The organism is Streptomyces sp. NPDC002403, from assembly GCF_053593015.1.
In genome coordinates this window covers 28,811-43,551 of sequence record NZ_JBSFBQ010000030.1, presented here as the reverse complement: position 1 = coordinate 43,551, position 14,741 = coordinate 28,811, and the positions used below count along the sequence as shown (strand labels likewise).

At 71.1% G+C, this 14,741-nt stretch carries 10 protein-coding genes; 7 read left to right on the top strand and 3 right to left on the bottom strand.

Features of this window, described 5'->3' with window-relative positions:
- Positions 1-39: 39 nt before the first annotated feature.
- Positions 40-1,560: a GTPase HflX gene (gene hflX, locus ACWCPY_RS27845; RefSeq protein WP_451269442.1), complete on the top strand. Its 1,521-nt coding sequence runs from the start codon at positions 40-42 to the stop codon at positions 1,558-1,560.
- A gap of 88 nt (positions 1,561-1,648) precedes the next feature.
- Here the strand turns inward: hflX and ACWCPY_RS27840 are convergent, their stop codons facing one another.
- Positions 1,649-2,818, bottom strand: a complete 1,170-nt coding sequence (locus tag ACWCPY_RS27840; RefSeq protein ID WP_451269440.1) for a trypsin-like serine peptidase — start codon at positions 2,816-2,818, stop codon at positions 1,649-1,651.
- Between the two features lie 245 nt (positions 2,819-3,063).
- On the bottom strand, positions 3,064-4,284 hold the full coding sequence (locus ACWCPY_RS27835; RefSeq protein WP_451269438.1) for a trypsin-like serine peptidase: 1,221 nt from the start codon (positions 4,282-4,284) through the stop codon (positions 3,064-3,066).
- Positions 4,285-4,613: 329 nt separating this feature from the next.
- Between ACWCPY_RS27835 and ACWCPY_RS27830 the strand changes: the two genes are divergently transcribed.
- The 5 genes from ACWCPY_RS27830 to ACWCPY_RS27810 are packed head-to-tail and all read left to right on the top strand — an operon-like array spanning position 4,614 to position 12,674.
- Positions 4,614-5,993 carry a diaminobutyrate--2-oxoglutarate transaminase family protein gene (locus tag ACWCPY_RS27830; protein WP_451269436.1) on the top strand — a complete coding sequence of 460 codons (1,380 nt, stop codon included), beginning with the start codon at positions 4,614-4,616 and terminating at the stop codon, positions 5,991-5,993.
- Between the two features lie 29 nt (positions 5,994-6,022).
- Positions 6,023-7,897, top strand: coding sequence for an IucA/IucC family protein (locus tag ACWCPY_RS27825; RefSeq protein ID WP_451269434.1), 1,875 nt, complete (start codon positions 6,023-6,025; stop codon positions 7,895-7,897).
- Between the two features lie 44 nt (positions 7,898-7,941).
- Entirely contained in the window at positions 7,942-8,706 is a 765-nt protein-coding gene (locus ACWCPY_RS27820; RefSeq protein ID WP_451269432.1) for a GNAT family N-acetyltransferase, read from the top strand.
- A 60-nt stretch (positions 8,707-8,766) separates the two neighbouring features.
- Positions 8,767-10,665 (top strand): IucA/IucC family protein, encoded by a 1,899-nt coding sequence (locus tag ACWCPY_RS27815; RefSeq protein WP_451269430.1) that lies wholly within the window; start codon positions 8,767-8,769, stop codon positions 10,663-10,665.
- 38 nt (positions 10,666-10,703) lie between these two features.
- Positions 10,704-12,674, top strand: a complete 1,971-nt coding sequence (locus tag ACWCPY_RS27810; protein WP_451269428.1) for an ATP-dependent DNA helicase — start codon at positions 10,704-10,706, stop codon at positions 12,672-12,674.
- A gap of 81 nt (positions 12,675-12,755) precedes the next feature.
- Here ACWCPY_RS27810 and lexA read toward each other — a convergent pair whose 3' ends face one another.
- Complete coding sequence (lexA, locus tag ACWCPY_RS27805; protein ID WP_072488421.1) at positions 12,756-13,550, bottom strand: transcriptional repressor LexA; 795 nt, start codon at positions 13,548-13,550, stop codon at positions 12,756-12,758.
- 522 nt (positions 13,551-14,072) lie between these two features.
- On the opposite strand from lexA, the gene nrdR reads away from it, so the two are divergent.
- Complete coding sequence (gene nrdR, locus ACWCPY_RS27800) at positions 14,073-14,585, top strand: transcriptional regulator NrdR (RefSeq protein ID WP_362452646.1); 513 nt, start codon at positions 14,073-14,075, stop codon at positions 14,583-14,585.
- Positions 14,586-14,741 lie beyond the last annotated feature (156 nt).

Genomic DNA, 14,741 nt, shown 5'->3' with positions numbered 1-14,741 from the left:
GTGACTGACGTAACGGACTTCCATCGACGTAAGGATCCAATGACCTCCTCTTCTTCCCTTCCCCAGGACGCGCAGGACGCGCAGAGTGCTACGGAGAATGTCACCGAAAGCCTCACCGAGAGCCTTCGGGCCGACGCCCTGATGGAAGAGGACGTCGCCTGGAGCCACGAGATCGACGGAGAGCGGGACGGCGAGCAGTTCGACCGCTCCGAGCGTGCCGCCCTGCGGCGTGTGGCCGGACTCTCCACCGAGCTCGAAGATGTCACCGAGGTCGAGTACCGACAGCTGCGCCTGGAGCGTGTGGTGCTGGTCGGTGTCTGGACGTCGGGGACCGTGCGTGACGCGGAGAACTCCCTCGCGGAGCTGGCCGCACTGGCGGAGACGGCGGGCGCGCAGGTGCTCGACGCCGTCTTCCAGCGCCGCGACAAGCCCGACCCGGCCACCTACATCGGTTCGGGCAAGGCACTGGAGCTGCGCGACATCGTCCTCGAATCCGGGGCCGACACCGTCGTCTGCGACGGTGAGCTCAGCCCCGGCCAGCTGATTCACCTGGAAGACGTCGTCAAGGTCAAGGTGGTCGACCGGACCGCCCTGATCCTCGACATCTTCGCCCAGCACGCCAAGTCCCGAGAGGGCAAGGCACAGGTCTCGCTGGCACAGATGCAGTACATGCTGCCGCGACTGCGCGGCTGGGGTCAGTCGCTCTCCCGTCAGATGGGCGGCGGCGGTTCCAGCGGCGGTGGCGGCATGGCCACCCGCGGCCCCGGTGAGACCAAGATCGAGACGGACCGGCGCCGGATCCGCGAGAAGATGGCGAAGATGCGCCGGGAGATCGCGGAGATGAAGACGGGCCGCGAGATCAAGCGCCAGGAGCGCAAGCGCAACAAGGTGCCGTCGGTCGCCATCGCCGGCTACACCAACGCGGGCAAGTCCTCGCTGCTCAACCGGCTCACCGGTGCGGGCGTCCTGGTGGAGAACGCCCTGTTCGCCACCCTGGACCCGACCGTACGCCGGGCCGAGACGCCGGGCGGCCGGCTCTACACCCTGGCCGACACCGTCGGGTTCGTACGGCATCTGCCGCACCACCTCGTCGAGGCGTTCCGCTCCACCATGGAGGAGGTCGGCGAGTCCGACCTGATCCTGCACGTGGTGGACGGCTCCCACCCGGCGCCGGAGGAGCAGCTGGCCGCGGTGCGCGAGGTGATCCGCGAAGTCGGTGCGGTGGACGTGCCCGAGATCGTGGTGATCAACAAGGCCGACGCGGCCGATCCGCTGGTGCTCCAGCGACTGCTGCGCATCGAGAAGCACGCGATCGCCGTCTCGGCGCGCACCGGTGCCGGTATCGACGAGCTGCTCGCGCTCATCGACACCGAGCTGCCGCGGCCGTCGGTCGAGATCGACGCGCTCGTGCCGTACATCCAGGGCGGACTCGTCTCCCGGGTGCATGCCGAGGGCGAGGTGATCTCCGAGGAGCACACGTCGGAGGGCACCCGGCTCAAGGCGCGGGTGCACGAGGAGCTGGCTGCCGAGCTCTCCTCGTTCGTCCCCGTGGTGCACTGACCGCGGCACGACACGGCTCAGCAAGGCCCGAAGGCCCGTCCCCGACCGGGGGCGGGCCTTCGGGCCTTCATCGGGGTGCCGGCCGACGTCAGTGGCCGGCGAACTTCTCGCTCATTGTGGTGAAGACGTCCTTCGCGCCAGGACCCAGGTGGGGACCGGCGAGCCAGCCCGAGGTCACCGGCCCGATCGAGGTGTTGGAGACCAGTACGGACTTGCCGTCACTGCCCTTCCTGAACCAGCCACCGCCGGACGACCCACCCGTCATGGTGCAGCCGATGCGGTACATCGCCGGAGTGCTCGGGCTGATGGAGAGCCGCCCGGGGCGGTCGACGCACTTGTGCATGATCAGGCCGTCGTACGGGGGAGCGGCGGGGTATCCCCAGGCGCCCATGGCGCCGATCTGCGAGACCTCGGGAGCGTCGAAGTCGACCGCCAGGGCGTTGCCCACGGTCTCCTCCAGCGACTTGGTGCCCTTCTCCGGCTTCACATGCAGCACCGCGTAGTCGTAGGGAGCGCCCTCGCCCCCGGTGGGGCCGCCGTCGGCCAGCCATTCCCCGGACGTCGTCGCCCAGTCCGCCCAGTACGCGCCGTACGGGGCGACCTCCTGGGGCTGCGCGTTCTCCAGGGCGGCGGCGGACTTGCCCTTGTCGTTGTACGCGGGCACGAAGACGATGTTGCGGTACCAGCCGCCCTTCGAACCGGCGTGCACACAGTGTCCGGCGGTCCACACCAGGTTGGACCGGCCCGGGTTCCGCGGGTCCTTGACGACCGTGCCCGAGCAGACCATCGAGCCCTCGGGGGAGTCGAAGAACACCTTGCCGACCGGGGCCGCGTAGTTGTGGTACGGCGTCTTCTCGGGCTCGGCCCGCACCGGAGCGGGCTCCGGGTCGGTGACGCCCTGGCCGCCGGAGACGTCACCGGCCGCCATGGTCTTCGCCGGGTCCTTGGCCGACTTCATCCGGTCGGGCTTCCACAGCCCTTCGATGACCGGGTTGACGAAGTCCTTGGCCTCACGCAGCCACTTGTCCTTGTCCCAGTTCTTCCACTCGCCGTTCTTCCACTTCTCCGGGTTGACGCCGTGCTTCTTCAGCGTCTCGGCCAGACCGTCGGGCAGGGAGCCGCCGGCGCCCCGGCCACCCGCCGAATCGGCGGCGGGCTTGTCGCTCGCGGTGTCCTCGCTCGGGCCGCAGGCCGTGGCCGTCAGCGCGAGCGCGGCGACGAGTCCGGTCGCGGCGAGCAGTGGACGTATGGATCGCATGGGAAGGGTTCCCCCTGAAACTTCCGAAATTGCCATGAACGTGTCATGCGCATCGGCGGCCGGACCAGCGGCCGCCGAAGACGCAGGGCCCCACCCTACGACGGTCCGGAGCGTGCTCCCCGCCGCGACGGCGTGGCGCCACGAAGAGGGGCCCCCGGCGCTCAACTGCCGCGCCGGGGGCCCCTGATGCTCCGCCGTCGGAGCCGTCGTCCGTCACCGGAAACGGGCCGGGTGACGGTCCGTCGTCACTCTCCCGCGTACTTCTTGCTGACCGAGTCGTAGACGCCCTTGGCCTCCTTGCCGAACCGCGGCCCGGCCAGCCAGCCGGCGGTCACCGGCCCGATGGAGGTGTTGGAGACGAGTGCGGGCTTGCCGTCCTGTCCCTTCGCGACCCAGCCACCGCCGGAGGAACCACCGGTCATGCTGCAGCCGATCCGGTACATCGTCGGGTCCTGCGCCGTCAGCGAGAGCCGGCCCGGCCTGTCCGCGCACTGGAAGGCCTTCTGGCCGTCGTACGGCGGAGCGGCCGGGAAGCCGGTCGCCGTCATGCTGTCGATCTTCGGTACGGCCGGGGCGTTGAACTCGACGGGCAGCGCGGAACCGACCGTCTCCTCCAGGGACTTGCCCGTCGAACCCTTCTCCGGCGTCACGTGCAGCACCGCGAAGTCGTACGGCGCGCCCAGTCCGCCCGTCGAGGACCCCTGCGAGATCCACTGGTCGGACGTCTGCGCCCAGGTGCCCCACCACACGCCGTAGGGGGCGATCTCCTGCTTGGTCGCCTTCTTCAGCTCGGCGAGGGAAAGGCCCTGGTTGTTGTACGAGGGCACGAAGGCGATGTTGCGGTACCAGCCGCCCTTCTTGCCCGCGTGCACACAGTGCCCGGCGGTCCACACCAGGTTGGACTTCCCGGGGTGTGCCGGGTCCTTCACCACGGTCGCGGAACAGACCATGGAGCCCTCGGGGCTGTCGAAGAGCAGCTTCCCGGACTCGGCGGCACTGGCGTGGTACGGGGTCCGGACGCCTGCGGCCCGGACGGGTGCGGGCGTCGGGTCCGTCACGCCCTCGTCACCCGAGATGTCGTTCTCGACCGGCTTCTCGGGCGACTTGTCCGCATCCCGCATCCGGTCCGGGTCCCAGAGGTCCTCGATGATCGGGTTGACGAAGTCCTTGGCCTCACGCAGCCACTTGTCCCTGTCCCAGTTCTTCCACTCGCCGTTCTTCCACTGGTCGAGGTCGATCCCGTGTTCCTTGAGCCGGTTCTTCAGATCGTCAGGGATCTTGATCTTGCCGTCCGAGGACTGGCCGGCGGGGACGCTCGGCTTGTCACTCGCGTTGTCCTCCTCCGGCCCGCAGGCCGTGGCGGTCAGCGCGAGGACCGCCGTGACCGCGGCCACGGCGAGCACCGACGAGGGCCGGCGTCCCGCCCTCCCCCGGCGTGCGGCGAGAACCGGTCGAATGAGTCGCATGTGGTGATCCCCCTGGGACTTCGTAACTCAACACTTCTGTACTGCACTGCGGTACCGCTCCGAGCCATCCGCTCCGAACGCCCTGCGGACTACCGGACAGTTGTCCGGGATCCTGTGCGGCCCCCCACTATGCCGGTGCCGTTGGGGACGGCGAGCGGCAGGGCCGCGGTTCCGCCTCCGCAAGGATCTTCGGATTTACCCGTGATCCCCCGCCCCCGGCGTCGTTGGTACGTGCGAGGGACCCGGGGAAAGCGTTCATCCCCGAACTCCGTCCGCGCACCGACGTACTGATGTGCAATGCAACCGTTACACCGGGAGGACCGAAAGCCGTGGCCGTGACCGAACCAGCCCCGGTGGCAGCACCGACGGTGCACGAGGGGATCCTGCGCCGCCAGTCCCTGCGCGAATCCGCCGCCCGTACCTATGCGCGGTCACTGCCGATCGTGCCGGTGCGGGCCCGTGGACTGACCATCGAAGGCGCGGACGGGCGGCGGTATCTCGACTGCCTCTCCGGAGCCGGCACCCTGGCGCTCGGCCACAACCACCCGGTCGTCCTGGAGGCGATCAAGAAGGTCATCGACTCGGGTGCGCCGCTCCATGTGCTCGACCTCGCCACCCCGGTCAAGGACGCCTTCACCACGGAGCTGTTCGCCACCCTGCCGCCGCGGTTCGCCGACAACGCCCGGATCCAGTTCTGCGGACCGGCGGGCACGGACGCGGTCGAGGCGGCGTTCAAGCTGGTCCGCGGCGCGACCGGCCGCAGCGGCCTGCTCGCCTTCACCGGCGCCTACCACGGGATGACCGCGGGTGCCCTCGCCGCATCGGGCGGTGCCGAGGACGTACGCGTGACCCGGCTGCCCTTCCCGCGCGACTACCGCTGCCCCTTCGGCGTCGGCGGCGAGCGCGGCGCGGAGCTCGCCGCCCGGTGGACCGAGAGCCTCCTGGACGACCCCAAGGCGGGCACACCGGCACCGGCCGGGATGATCCTCGAACCGGTGCAGGGGGAGGGCGGTGTGAATCCCGCCCCCGACGGCTGGATGCGCCGGATGCGCGAGATCACCGAGGCCCGCTCCGTCCCGCTGATCGCCGACGAGGTCCAGACGGGCGTCGGCCGCACCGGCGCCTTCTGGGCGGTCGAGCACAGCGGGATCGTGCCCGATGTGATGGTGCTCTCCAAGGCGATCGGCGGCTCCCTCCCGCTCGCCGTGATCGTCTACCGCTCCGAACTCGACACCTGGCAGCCGGGCGCCCACGCCGGCACCTTCCGGGGCAACCAGCTCGCGATGGCGGCGGGCACGGCCACCCTGGCCTACGTGCGGGAGAACCGCCTCGCCGAACGCGCCGCGATCCTCGGCGCCCGCATGCTCGCCCGCCTCCAGGCACTGGCCACCGACCACCCCGTCATCGGCGACGTACGCGGACGCGGCCTGATGATCGGGGTCGAGCTGGTCGACCCGGAGGCCACCGCTCCCGGTGACGGCCCGGAGCCCCCGCCCGCGCCCGCCCTCGCCGCCGCCGTCCAGCAGGAGTGCCTGCGCCGCGGGCTCATCGTCGAACTCGGCGGACGCCACTCCACCGTCGTACGCCTCCTGCCTCCCCTCACCCTCACCGACGAACAGGCAACAGCGGTCGTGGACCGCCTCGCCGACGCCCTGGCAGCCGCCGAGCGGCTGCCGCTCCGCCGGACCACGACCGGGTCGGTCCGCTGACCCCGGACACCCTCACAAGAAGGACCGCCGTGAACCCCACCCCCGCGCCCCAGGCCGACGGCTCTCCCCCCACCCCGCAGCTCGCCGGCCCCCTCGTCGTCGAACAGTCCACGGTGCCGCGCCAGATGACGGCACCGCCCGACGAGCGGTGCACCCCGGACCCCGCGGCCACCGGCAGGCCCTCGGCCGACCCGCTCGACCACCCGGACCCGCTGCGGGCCGCCGACACCGCGGGCGCGGAGAATCTGCTCCGCTGCTGGGTCCGGGAGACCGGCCGGCCCGGCCCGGACGGCCGTACGCTGCGGATCCCGCTCCCCGCCAGCGGAACGGCCCTGCTCGTCCCCGTCCTCTACTGGTCGGCCACGGGCTGCCACCGCTTCGGCCCACCCGTCCTGGAGGGGGCACCCGAAGGAGCACCGCCCGCCGACGCCGTCACGGTCGCCGCTCTCCTGGGCCGCGAGGCCGACCGCGACGAGGGCGCCGACCTGGTGGCCCGGGTGGCCGACTCGGTACGGCGCACCGCCGGCTTCATCGCCGAACGGCGCCGCGCCCCCCACGCCCCGGCCGAGGCGGACCTCTTCCTCACCGCGGAGCAGTCGCTGCTGCTCGGACACCCGCTGCACCCCACCCCCAAGAGCCGCGAGGGGCTCTCCGACGCCGAGTCCCGTCTCTACTCACCCGAGTCGCACGGCTCCTTCCCGCTGCACTGGATGGCCGTCGACCGGTCCGTGCTGGCCACCGACTCCGCCTGGACCGACGGAGGCCGTCCCGTACCGGCCACCGAGCTGCTCACCTCCTACGCCGAGGGCCTGCGGCTCCCCGGCGACACCGTGCCGGTCCCGCTCCACCCCTGGCAGGCCCGCGAGCTCGTACACCGCCCCGAGGTGGCCGCCCTGCTCGACGCCGGACTCCTCCACGACCTGGGACCGCACGGCGGCCGCTGGCACCCCACCTCCTCGGTCCGCACCGTGCACCGGCCCGGCGCCGAGGTTATGCTCAAGCTCTCCCTCGGCGTACGCATCACCAACTCCCGCCGGGAGAACCTCCGCAAGGAACTCCACCGCGGCGTCGAGGTCCACCGGCTGCTCCGCACCGGGCTCGCCACGCGGTGGCACGCCGCCCACCCGGGCTTCGACATCGTCCGCGACCCGGCCTGGCTCGCCGTCGACGGTCTCGGCGGCGAGCCCGTGCGGGGCCTCGATGTGATGCTCCGTCACAACCCCTTCGGGCCGTACGACGACGCGGTCTGCATCGCGGCCCTGACCGCCCCGCGTCCTTGGCCGGGCCGGGCCGGCATGCACTCGCGCCTCACCGAGATCGTTCACGCGCTGGCCGCCGTCACCGGAAGGACCGTGGGCGCGGTCGCCGCCGAGTGGTTCCTGCGCTACCTGGACCGCGTCGTGCGCCCCGTGCTCTGGCTCGACGGCCACGCCGGCGTGGCGCTCGAAGCGCACCAGCAGAACACCCTGGTGCTGCTCGGCCCCGAGGGCTGGCCGGTCGGCGGCCGGTACCGCGACAACCAGGGCTACTACTTCCGCGAGTCCCACCGCACGGCGCTGGAGGACCGGCTCCCCGGCATCGGATCGGTCAGCGACACCTTCGTCTCCGACGCGGTCACCGACGAACGCTTCGCCTACTACCTCGGCATCAACAATGTGTTCGGCCTGATCGGCGCGTTCGGCGCCCAGCACCTCGCCGACGAACGCGTACTCGTCGCGGCCTTCCGCCGATTCCTCGGCTCGGCCGCCGCCCTGGGTTCCCCGCTCTCCGCCCACCTGCTGGAAAAGCCCCATCTGCGGTGCAAGGCCAACCTGCTGACCCGCATGCACGGCCTGGACGAGCTCGTCGGCCCCGTCGACACCCAGTCCGTCTACGTCACCATTGCCAACCCCCTGTGTGCCTGAGGGAACATGACCAACCCCTGAACCGCCGAGAGGAGCGCGACACCGTGGCTAGCGCCGATGCGCAGACCGACGCCGGTACCGGCCCTGTCCCACCGGCCGACACCGGTGCCGAGGACACCCTGGACCTGGAGCTCCCCGAGGAGCTCCTCGCCCTGTTCGCGGAGGACCCCCCGGCCGCCGAGGGCGACACGGGCCGGGCGGCGGGTGCGCCGCCGGCCGTGAGCAGGGCCGCCTCCTCCGACCTGCTCGACCGCCCGGCCGACTGGCGACCGGTCACCACCCCGGCCGGTGTCCTCCAGCTCGTGCCCGTGCGACTGGAACGCGACCTCGCCGTACTGAGCCGCTGGATGAACGACCCCGCGGTCGCGGCCTTCTGGGAACTCGCCGGACCCGAGGCCGTCACCGCCGCCCATCTGCGCCCTCAACTCGACGGTGACGGACGCAGCGTCCCCTGCCTCGGCGTGCTGGAGGGCGTCCCCATGAGCTACTGGGAGATCTACCGCGCGGATCTCGACCCGCTGGCACGCCACTACCCGGCCCGTCCGCACGACACCGGAATCCACCTGCTCATCGGCGGTGTGAACAACCGCGGGCACGGCCTCGGCACCACTCTGCTGCGGGCCGTTGCCGACCTCGTGCTCGATCACCGCCCCCGGTGCGCGCGTGTGGTCGCGGAACCCGACCTCCGTAACACCCCATCCGTCTCCGCCTTCCTGAGTGCCGGCTTCCGTTTCTCCGCGGAGCTCGAACTCCCCGACAAACGAGCCGCCCTGATGGTCCGCGACCGAACCCATCGTGCCCAGCTGTGAACGAACTGCCACCCACCTCACACCGCTCGAACCCCATCGGTTCCATCGCGAGGAGTCCCCGTGCCGAAATATCCCGAGAGCCATGATTCAGCGATCCCCGCCGAGCTGCTCAGCTCACCGGAACTGAACCGGGAGGTCTGGGACCGGGCCGCCGCCCGACTGCTCGCGAAGATGCTCGCCCAGTTCGCCTACGAGGAAGTCGTCGAGCCGGCCCGGCAGGCCGGTGGAGGCGACAGGTACACCCTCGGCCTCGACGACGGCGGAACCCTCGGCTTCAGCGCCCGGCGGGGCGTGTACGGGAGCTGGCACATCGCCCCGGACTCGATTCTGGAGACGCCCGGGAGCACCCCCGGAACAGCGGCCGGGGCGGGGTCCGGCGGCGAGCGGCCGGGCGGCCGGAACACCGGGGGCGTCCCCTTCCGTGATCCCCTCCGGTTCCTCGTACGCGCCCGCCGGCTCCTGGACATCGACGGCGCCACCCTCGGGCACCTCATCCGCGAGATCACCACTACCCTCGCCGCCGACGCCCGGCTCGACCACACCGCGCTCCCCGCCGCCCGGCTGGCCGAGCTCGACTACGCCGAGCTGGAAGGCCACCAGACCGGCCACCCCTGGCTCGTCGCCAACAAGGGCCGCCTCGGTTTCTCCGCCGCCGACGCCTCGCGCTACACCCCCGAGGCCCGCAAGCCCCTCACGCTGCCATGGATCGCGGTCTCCACGAGGATCGCCGGCTACCGCGGAGTGGCCCGCCTGGCCGTGCCGGAGCAGCTGTACGCACAGGAGCTCGACCCGTCGGTCCGCGACTCCTTCGCCGCCGTGCTCCGCGCCCGCGGCCTCGACCCCGCCGGTTACCTCTGCCTTCCCGTACACCCCTGGCAGTGGGACGAATGGATCGTGCCGGTCTTCGCCCCCGCCATCGCCGCCGGTGACATCGTGCCGCTGCACGCCGACGCGGACCTCAGGCTGCCGCAGCAGTCCATCCGCACCTTCAGCAACGTGGCCCGCCCCGACCGGCACACCGTCAAGCTGCCCCTGTCGATCCTCAACACCCTCGTCTGGCGGGGGCTGCCGACCGAACGCACCCTCGCGGCCCCCGCCGTCACCGACTGGGTCCACGGCCTGCGCGACCAGGACGCCTTTCTGCGTGACACCTGCGGGGTGATCCTGCTCGGCGAGGTGGCCTCGGTGGCGGTCGAGCACCCGCTCTACGACCACCTTCCCGAGGCCCCGTACCAGTTCAAGGAGATCCTCGGCGCGATCTGGCGCGAACCCCTCCAGCCCCGGCTCGCGCCCGGCGAGCGGGCCCGGACCCTCGCCTCGCTGCTCCACACCGATCCGCGGGGACGCGCCTTCACCGCCGAGCTCGTCGCCCGCTCAGGGCTGACGCCCACCGCCTGGCTGACCCGGCTCTTCGCCGCCCTGCTGCCGCCGCTGCTGCACTTCCTCTACCGGTACGGCACGGTGTTCTCCCCGCACGGCGAGAACGCCATCGTGGTCTTCGACGACCAGGACGTGCCGGTGCGCCTCGCGATCAAGGACTTCGTCGACGACGTGAACGTCAGCGCCCGTCCGCTGCCGGAGCACGAGTCGATGCCCGAGGACGTACGCCGTGTCCTGCTCACCGAGGAACCCTCCTTCCTCACCCAGTTCATCCACGCCGGACTGTTCATCGGGGTGTTCCGCTTCCTCTCCCCGCTCTGCGAGGAGCAGCTGGGGGTTCCGGAGGACGATTTCTGGTCACTCGTCCGCGCCGAGATCCTGCGTCACCACGCCCGCTTTCCCGAGCTCAAGGAGCGGTTCGAGATGTTCGACCTGCTGACGCCTCGCATCGAACGCCTCTGTCTCAACCGCAACCGCCTGCACGTCGACGGGTACCGGGACCGCCCCAAGCGCCCGCACGCGGCTATCCACGGGACCGTTCCCAATCCGCTCCACCCCTCCGCCGGAGTCCGGGAGTGACCGCTGTTGTCAGTGCGGCCCCGTAGGCTGGTCGGGCTATGACGAAGCCATCCCTCCCCGAGCTCCTGCACGCCGCCGTGACCGCCGTCGGCGGTACGGAACGACCAGGCCAGGCCGCCATGGCCGGGGCCGTCGCCGAGGCCGTCGACGACAATTCCCATCTGCTCGTCCAGGCCGGCACCGGCACCGGCAAGTCGCTCGGTTATCTGGTGCCCGCGCTGGCCCATGGGGAGCGGGTGGTGGTGGCCACGGCGACGCTGGCGCTCCAGCGCCAGCTCGTGGAGCGCGACCTTCCGCGCACGGTCGACGCCCTGCATCCGCTGCTGCGCCGACGCCCCCAGTTCGCCATGCTCAAGGGCCGGTCGAACTACCTCTGTCTGCACCGGCTCCACGAAGGAGTGCCGCAGGAAGAGGAGGAGGGGCTCTTCGACCAGTTCGAGGCGGCGGCCCCGTCGAGCAAGCTCGGCCAGGATCTGATCCGGCTGCGGGACTGGTCCGACGAGACCGAGTCCGGCGATCGCGACGACCTCACCCCCGGGGTCTCCGACCGCGCCTGGGCCCAGGTCTCCGTCTCCTCCCGCGAGTGCCTGGGTGCCAGCAAGTGCGCGTACGGCGCGGAGTGCTTCGCCGAGCAGGCGCGTGAGCGGGCCAAGCTCGCCGATGTCGTCGTCACCAACCACGCCCTCCTCGCCATCGACGCCATCGAGGGCGCCCCGGTGCTCCCGCAGCACGAGGTGCTGATCGTCGACGAGGCCCATGAGCTGGTCTCCCGGGTCACCGGGGTGGCCACCGGTGAGCTCACCCCCGGCCAGGTCAACCGCGCGGTGCGCCGCGCGGCGAAGCTGGTCAACGAGAAGGCCGCCGACGCGCTGCAGACCGCGTCGGAAGGGTTCGAGCGGGTGATGGAGCTGGCGCTTCCCGGCCGCCTGGAAGAGGTCCCCGAGGACCTCGGCTACGCACTGCTGGCGCTGCGCGACGCCGCGCGCACCGTGATCTCGGCCCTGGGTGCCACGCGCGACAAGTCCGTCCAGGACGAGGACGCCGTCCGCAAGCAGGCCCTGGCATCGGTGGAGACGATCCACGGCGTGGCCGAGCGGATCACCCAGGGCTCCGAGTACGACGTCGTCTGGTACGAGCGCCATGACCGTTTCGGCGCCTCCCTGCGGGTCGCACCGCTCTCCGTCTCGGGGCTGCTGCGCGAGAAGCTGTTCACCGAGCGGTCCGTCGTCCTGACCTCGGCCACGCTCAAGCTCGGCGGGGATTTCAACGGGGTGGGGGCCTCGCTCGGCCTGGCTCCCGAGGGCACCGCGGGTGACGACATGCCGCAGTGGAAGGGCCTCGACGTCGGCTCGCCGTTCGACTACCCGAAGCAGGGCATCCTGTACGTGGCCAGGCATCTGGCCACGCCGGGGCGGGACAGTTCCCGCACCGACATGCTGGACGAGCTCGCCGAGCTGGTGGAGGCGGCGGGCGGGCGCACGCTCGGGCTGTTCTCCTCCATGCGCGCGGCCCAGGCGGCCGCGGAGGAGCTGCGGGGCCGGCTGGACAAGCCGATCCTGCTGCAGGGCGAGGAGACGCTGGGCGAGCTGATCAAGAATTTCGCCGCCGACCCCGAGACCTGCCTCTTCGGCACGCTGTCGCTCTGGCAGGGAGTCGATGTGCCGGGGGCCAGCTGCCAGCTGGTGGTCATGGACCGGATCCCGTTCCCACGTCCCGACGATCCGCTGATGAGCGCGCGCCAGAAAGCGGTCGAGGAGGCGGGCGGCAATGGCTTCATGGCCGTCGCGGCGACGCATGCCGCGCTGCTGATGGCCCAGGGCGCCGGCCGACTCGTCCGGGCCATGGGCGACAAGGGCGTGGTGGCCGTGCTCGATCCGCGCCTGGCCAACGCCCGGTACGGCAGCTATCTGCGCGCCTCGCTGCCCGACTTCTGGTACACCACCGACCGCAATCAGGCGCGCCGCTCACTCGCGGCGATCGATGCGGCGGCCAAGGCGGACGGCAAATAGTCGGCCCCGGGCGGCCGACGGTATGGCAGGACCCCGGGATCGGCGCAGTGGATCCCGGGGCCCGGTCGGAAGCGGCGGGCTTCACACCCGCCGCAGTACCGCCACCACCTTGCCGAGGATCGTCGCCTCGTCGCCAGGGATCGGCTGGTACGCGGAGTTGTGCGGGAGCAGCCAGACATGGCCGTCCTCCCGCTTGAAGCGCTTGACGGTGGCCTCGCCATCCAGCATGGCCGCCACGATGTCACCGTTCTCCGCGACGGGCTGTCGGCGTACGGTGACCCAGTCGCCGTCGCAGATGGCCGCCTCGATCATCGAGTCACCGACGACCTTGAGCACGAACAGCTCGCCGTCACCGACCAGCTGGCGAGGGAGAGGGAAGACGTCCTCGACGGACTCCTCGGCGAGGATCGGGCCACCGGCGGCGATCCGGCCGACCAGCGGCACGTACGACGCCGCGGGCTTGCCGGTCGTATCGGTGGGCTGCGAGCTGGGCTGGTCCGAACCGCGGACCTCGTACGCCCGAGGGCGGTGGGGGTCGCGGCGCAGGAAGCCCTTCCGCTCCAGGGCCATCAGCTGATGGGCGACGGAGGACGTGCTGGACAGGCCCACCGCCTGACCGATCTCCCGCATCGAGGGCGGGTATCCACGCCGCTGCACGGAATCCCGGATCACCTCGATCACTCGCCGCTGCCGGTCCGTGAGCCCCGAGCTGTCCGCCCGGATTCCAGGAGGTCGGCCGGGCAACGAGCGCGCTGGGCGCGCGGGCTCTGGCCCCTCCATGTTCGTGACTGAGTCATTCATGGCATGCACCGGCTCGAATCGGCTCTGGGAGCGGTCCTGGGCAGTGATGGTGGCACTGTCTGCGGTGGTGGTCACGTCGGCCCCTCTCGAATGGTCTCCCTAGCTGGACAACGGTAGTAGCTTTCGAAAGGTTGCGCCAAACACACGTTCGAGTGAAAAACGAATAAAAGTCTGCCGTGTGTTCTCTGCCGGGTGTATGTGCGATGACCGAGTGGCCGGGAAACCGGCTGCGGGCCGACCCGCGATCCGGGCTTTCACGGTAGCGGCCGACGGGGCGGCGCCGCCATGCGGGGTGGTCGCCAGGGTGTTGTCCGGGTCCGACAAGGAGAGCCCCGCGATCCTGGCGGCCGCGCGGTTCCCGTAACCTCGTGGGCGGCCGTACGCTGCCTGCCGGTCGCTCGTAATGCGCGACACGCGGTAGGGCCGAATGCGCGGCCAAACCCAAGATCTAGTGGTTGGATTGTTCCAGCCGCCCAGAAGTTGTGGTCCCCGGTCCGCCGAGGGTGTGGCCATCGCCTATGCTTGTGACAGCTTCGCAGGGCCCCGTCGGGCCCTGGAGAGGCTATTCAGTCGTGCTGTGAAGGAGGGTTGGGAGCCATGCACTGCCCCTTCTGCAGGCACCCCGACAGCCGGGTCGTCGACAGTCGCACCACCGACGACGGCACGTCGATCCGACGTCGCCGCCAGTGCCCCGACTGTTCCCGCCGTTTCACGACGGTGGAGACCTGTTCGCTGATGGTGGTGAAGCGCAGCGGTGTGACCGAACCCTTCAGCCGCACCAAGGTCATCTCCGGCGTGCGCAAGGCGTGCCAGGGCCGGCCGGTCACCGAGGACGCCCTCGCCAAGCTCGGCCAGCGGGTCGAGGAGGCGGTGCGCGCCACCGGCAGCGCCGAGCTGACCACTCATGACGTGGGCCTGGCCATCCTCGGCCCCCTGCAGGAACTCGACCTCGTCGCGTACCTGCGCTTCGCGTCCGTGTACCGGGCGTTCGACACACTCGAAGACTTCGAGGCCGCCATCGCGGAACTCCGCGAGCGGTGGCCTTCGGTGGAGGAACGCGGGAAGGGCGAGACCGTCGAGGTCCCCGTTCCCGCCGTCGCCGCCGACTGAGCGGCGCCGGCCGGCCGACACGGTTCCGTGGTCGACGGCAGGGCGGCTTCATAGACCTGCTCCGGGCGCACTGCGTGGCGTCCGAGGCATCAGAGACAGACTGTGCCCCGGGAAGTTCTGGGCACTTCAGGGTGTTTTTGCCCACATATGGGAGGC

What these genes read in the sequence shown, in the direction of transcription:
- hflX (WP_451269442.1), top strand. Translation starts at nt 40, where the DNA reads ATGACCTCCTCTTCTTCCCTTCCCCAGGACGCGCAGGACGCGCAGAGT.
- ACWCPY_RS27840 (WP_451269440.1), bottom strand. Translation starts at nt 2,818, where the DNA reads ATGCGATCCATACGTCCACTGCTCGCCGCGACCGGACTCGTCGCCGCG.
- ACWCPY_RS27835 (WP_451269438.1), bottom strand. Translation starts at nt 4,284, where the DNA reads ATGCGACTCATTCGACCGGTTCTCGCCGCACGCCGGGGGAGGGCGGGA.
- ACWCPY_RS27810 (WP_451269428.1), top strand. Translation starts at nt 10,704, where the DNA reads ATGACGAAGCCATCCCTCCCCGAGCTCCTGCACGCCGCCGTGACCGCC.
- nrdR (WP_362452646.1), top strand. Translation starts at nt 14,073, where the DNA reads ATGCACTGCCCCTTCTGCAGGCACCCCGACAGCCGGGTCGTCGACAGT.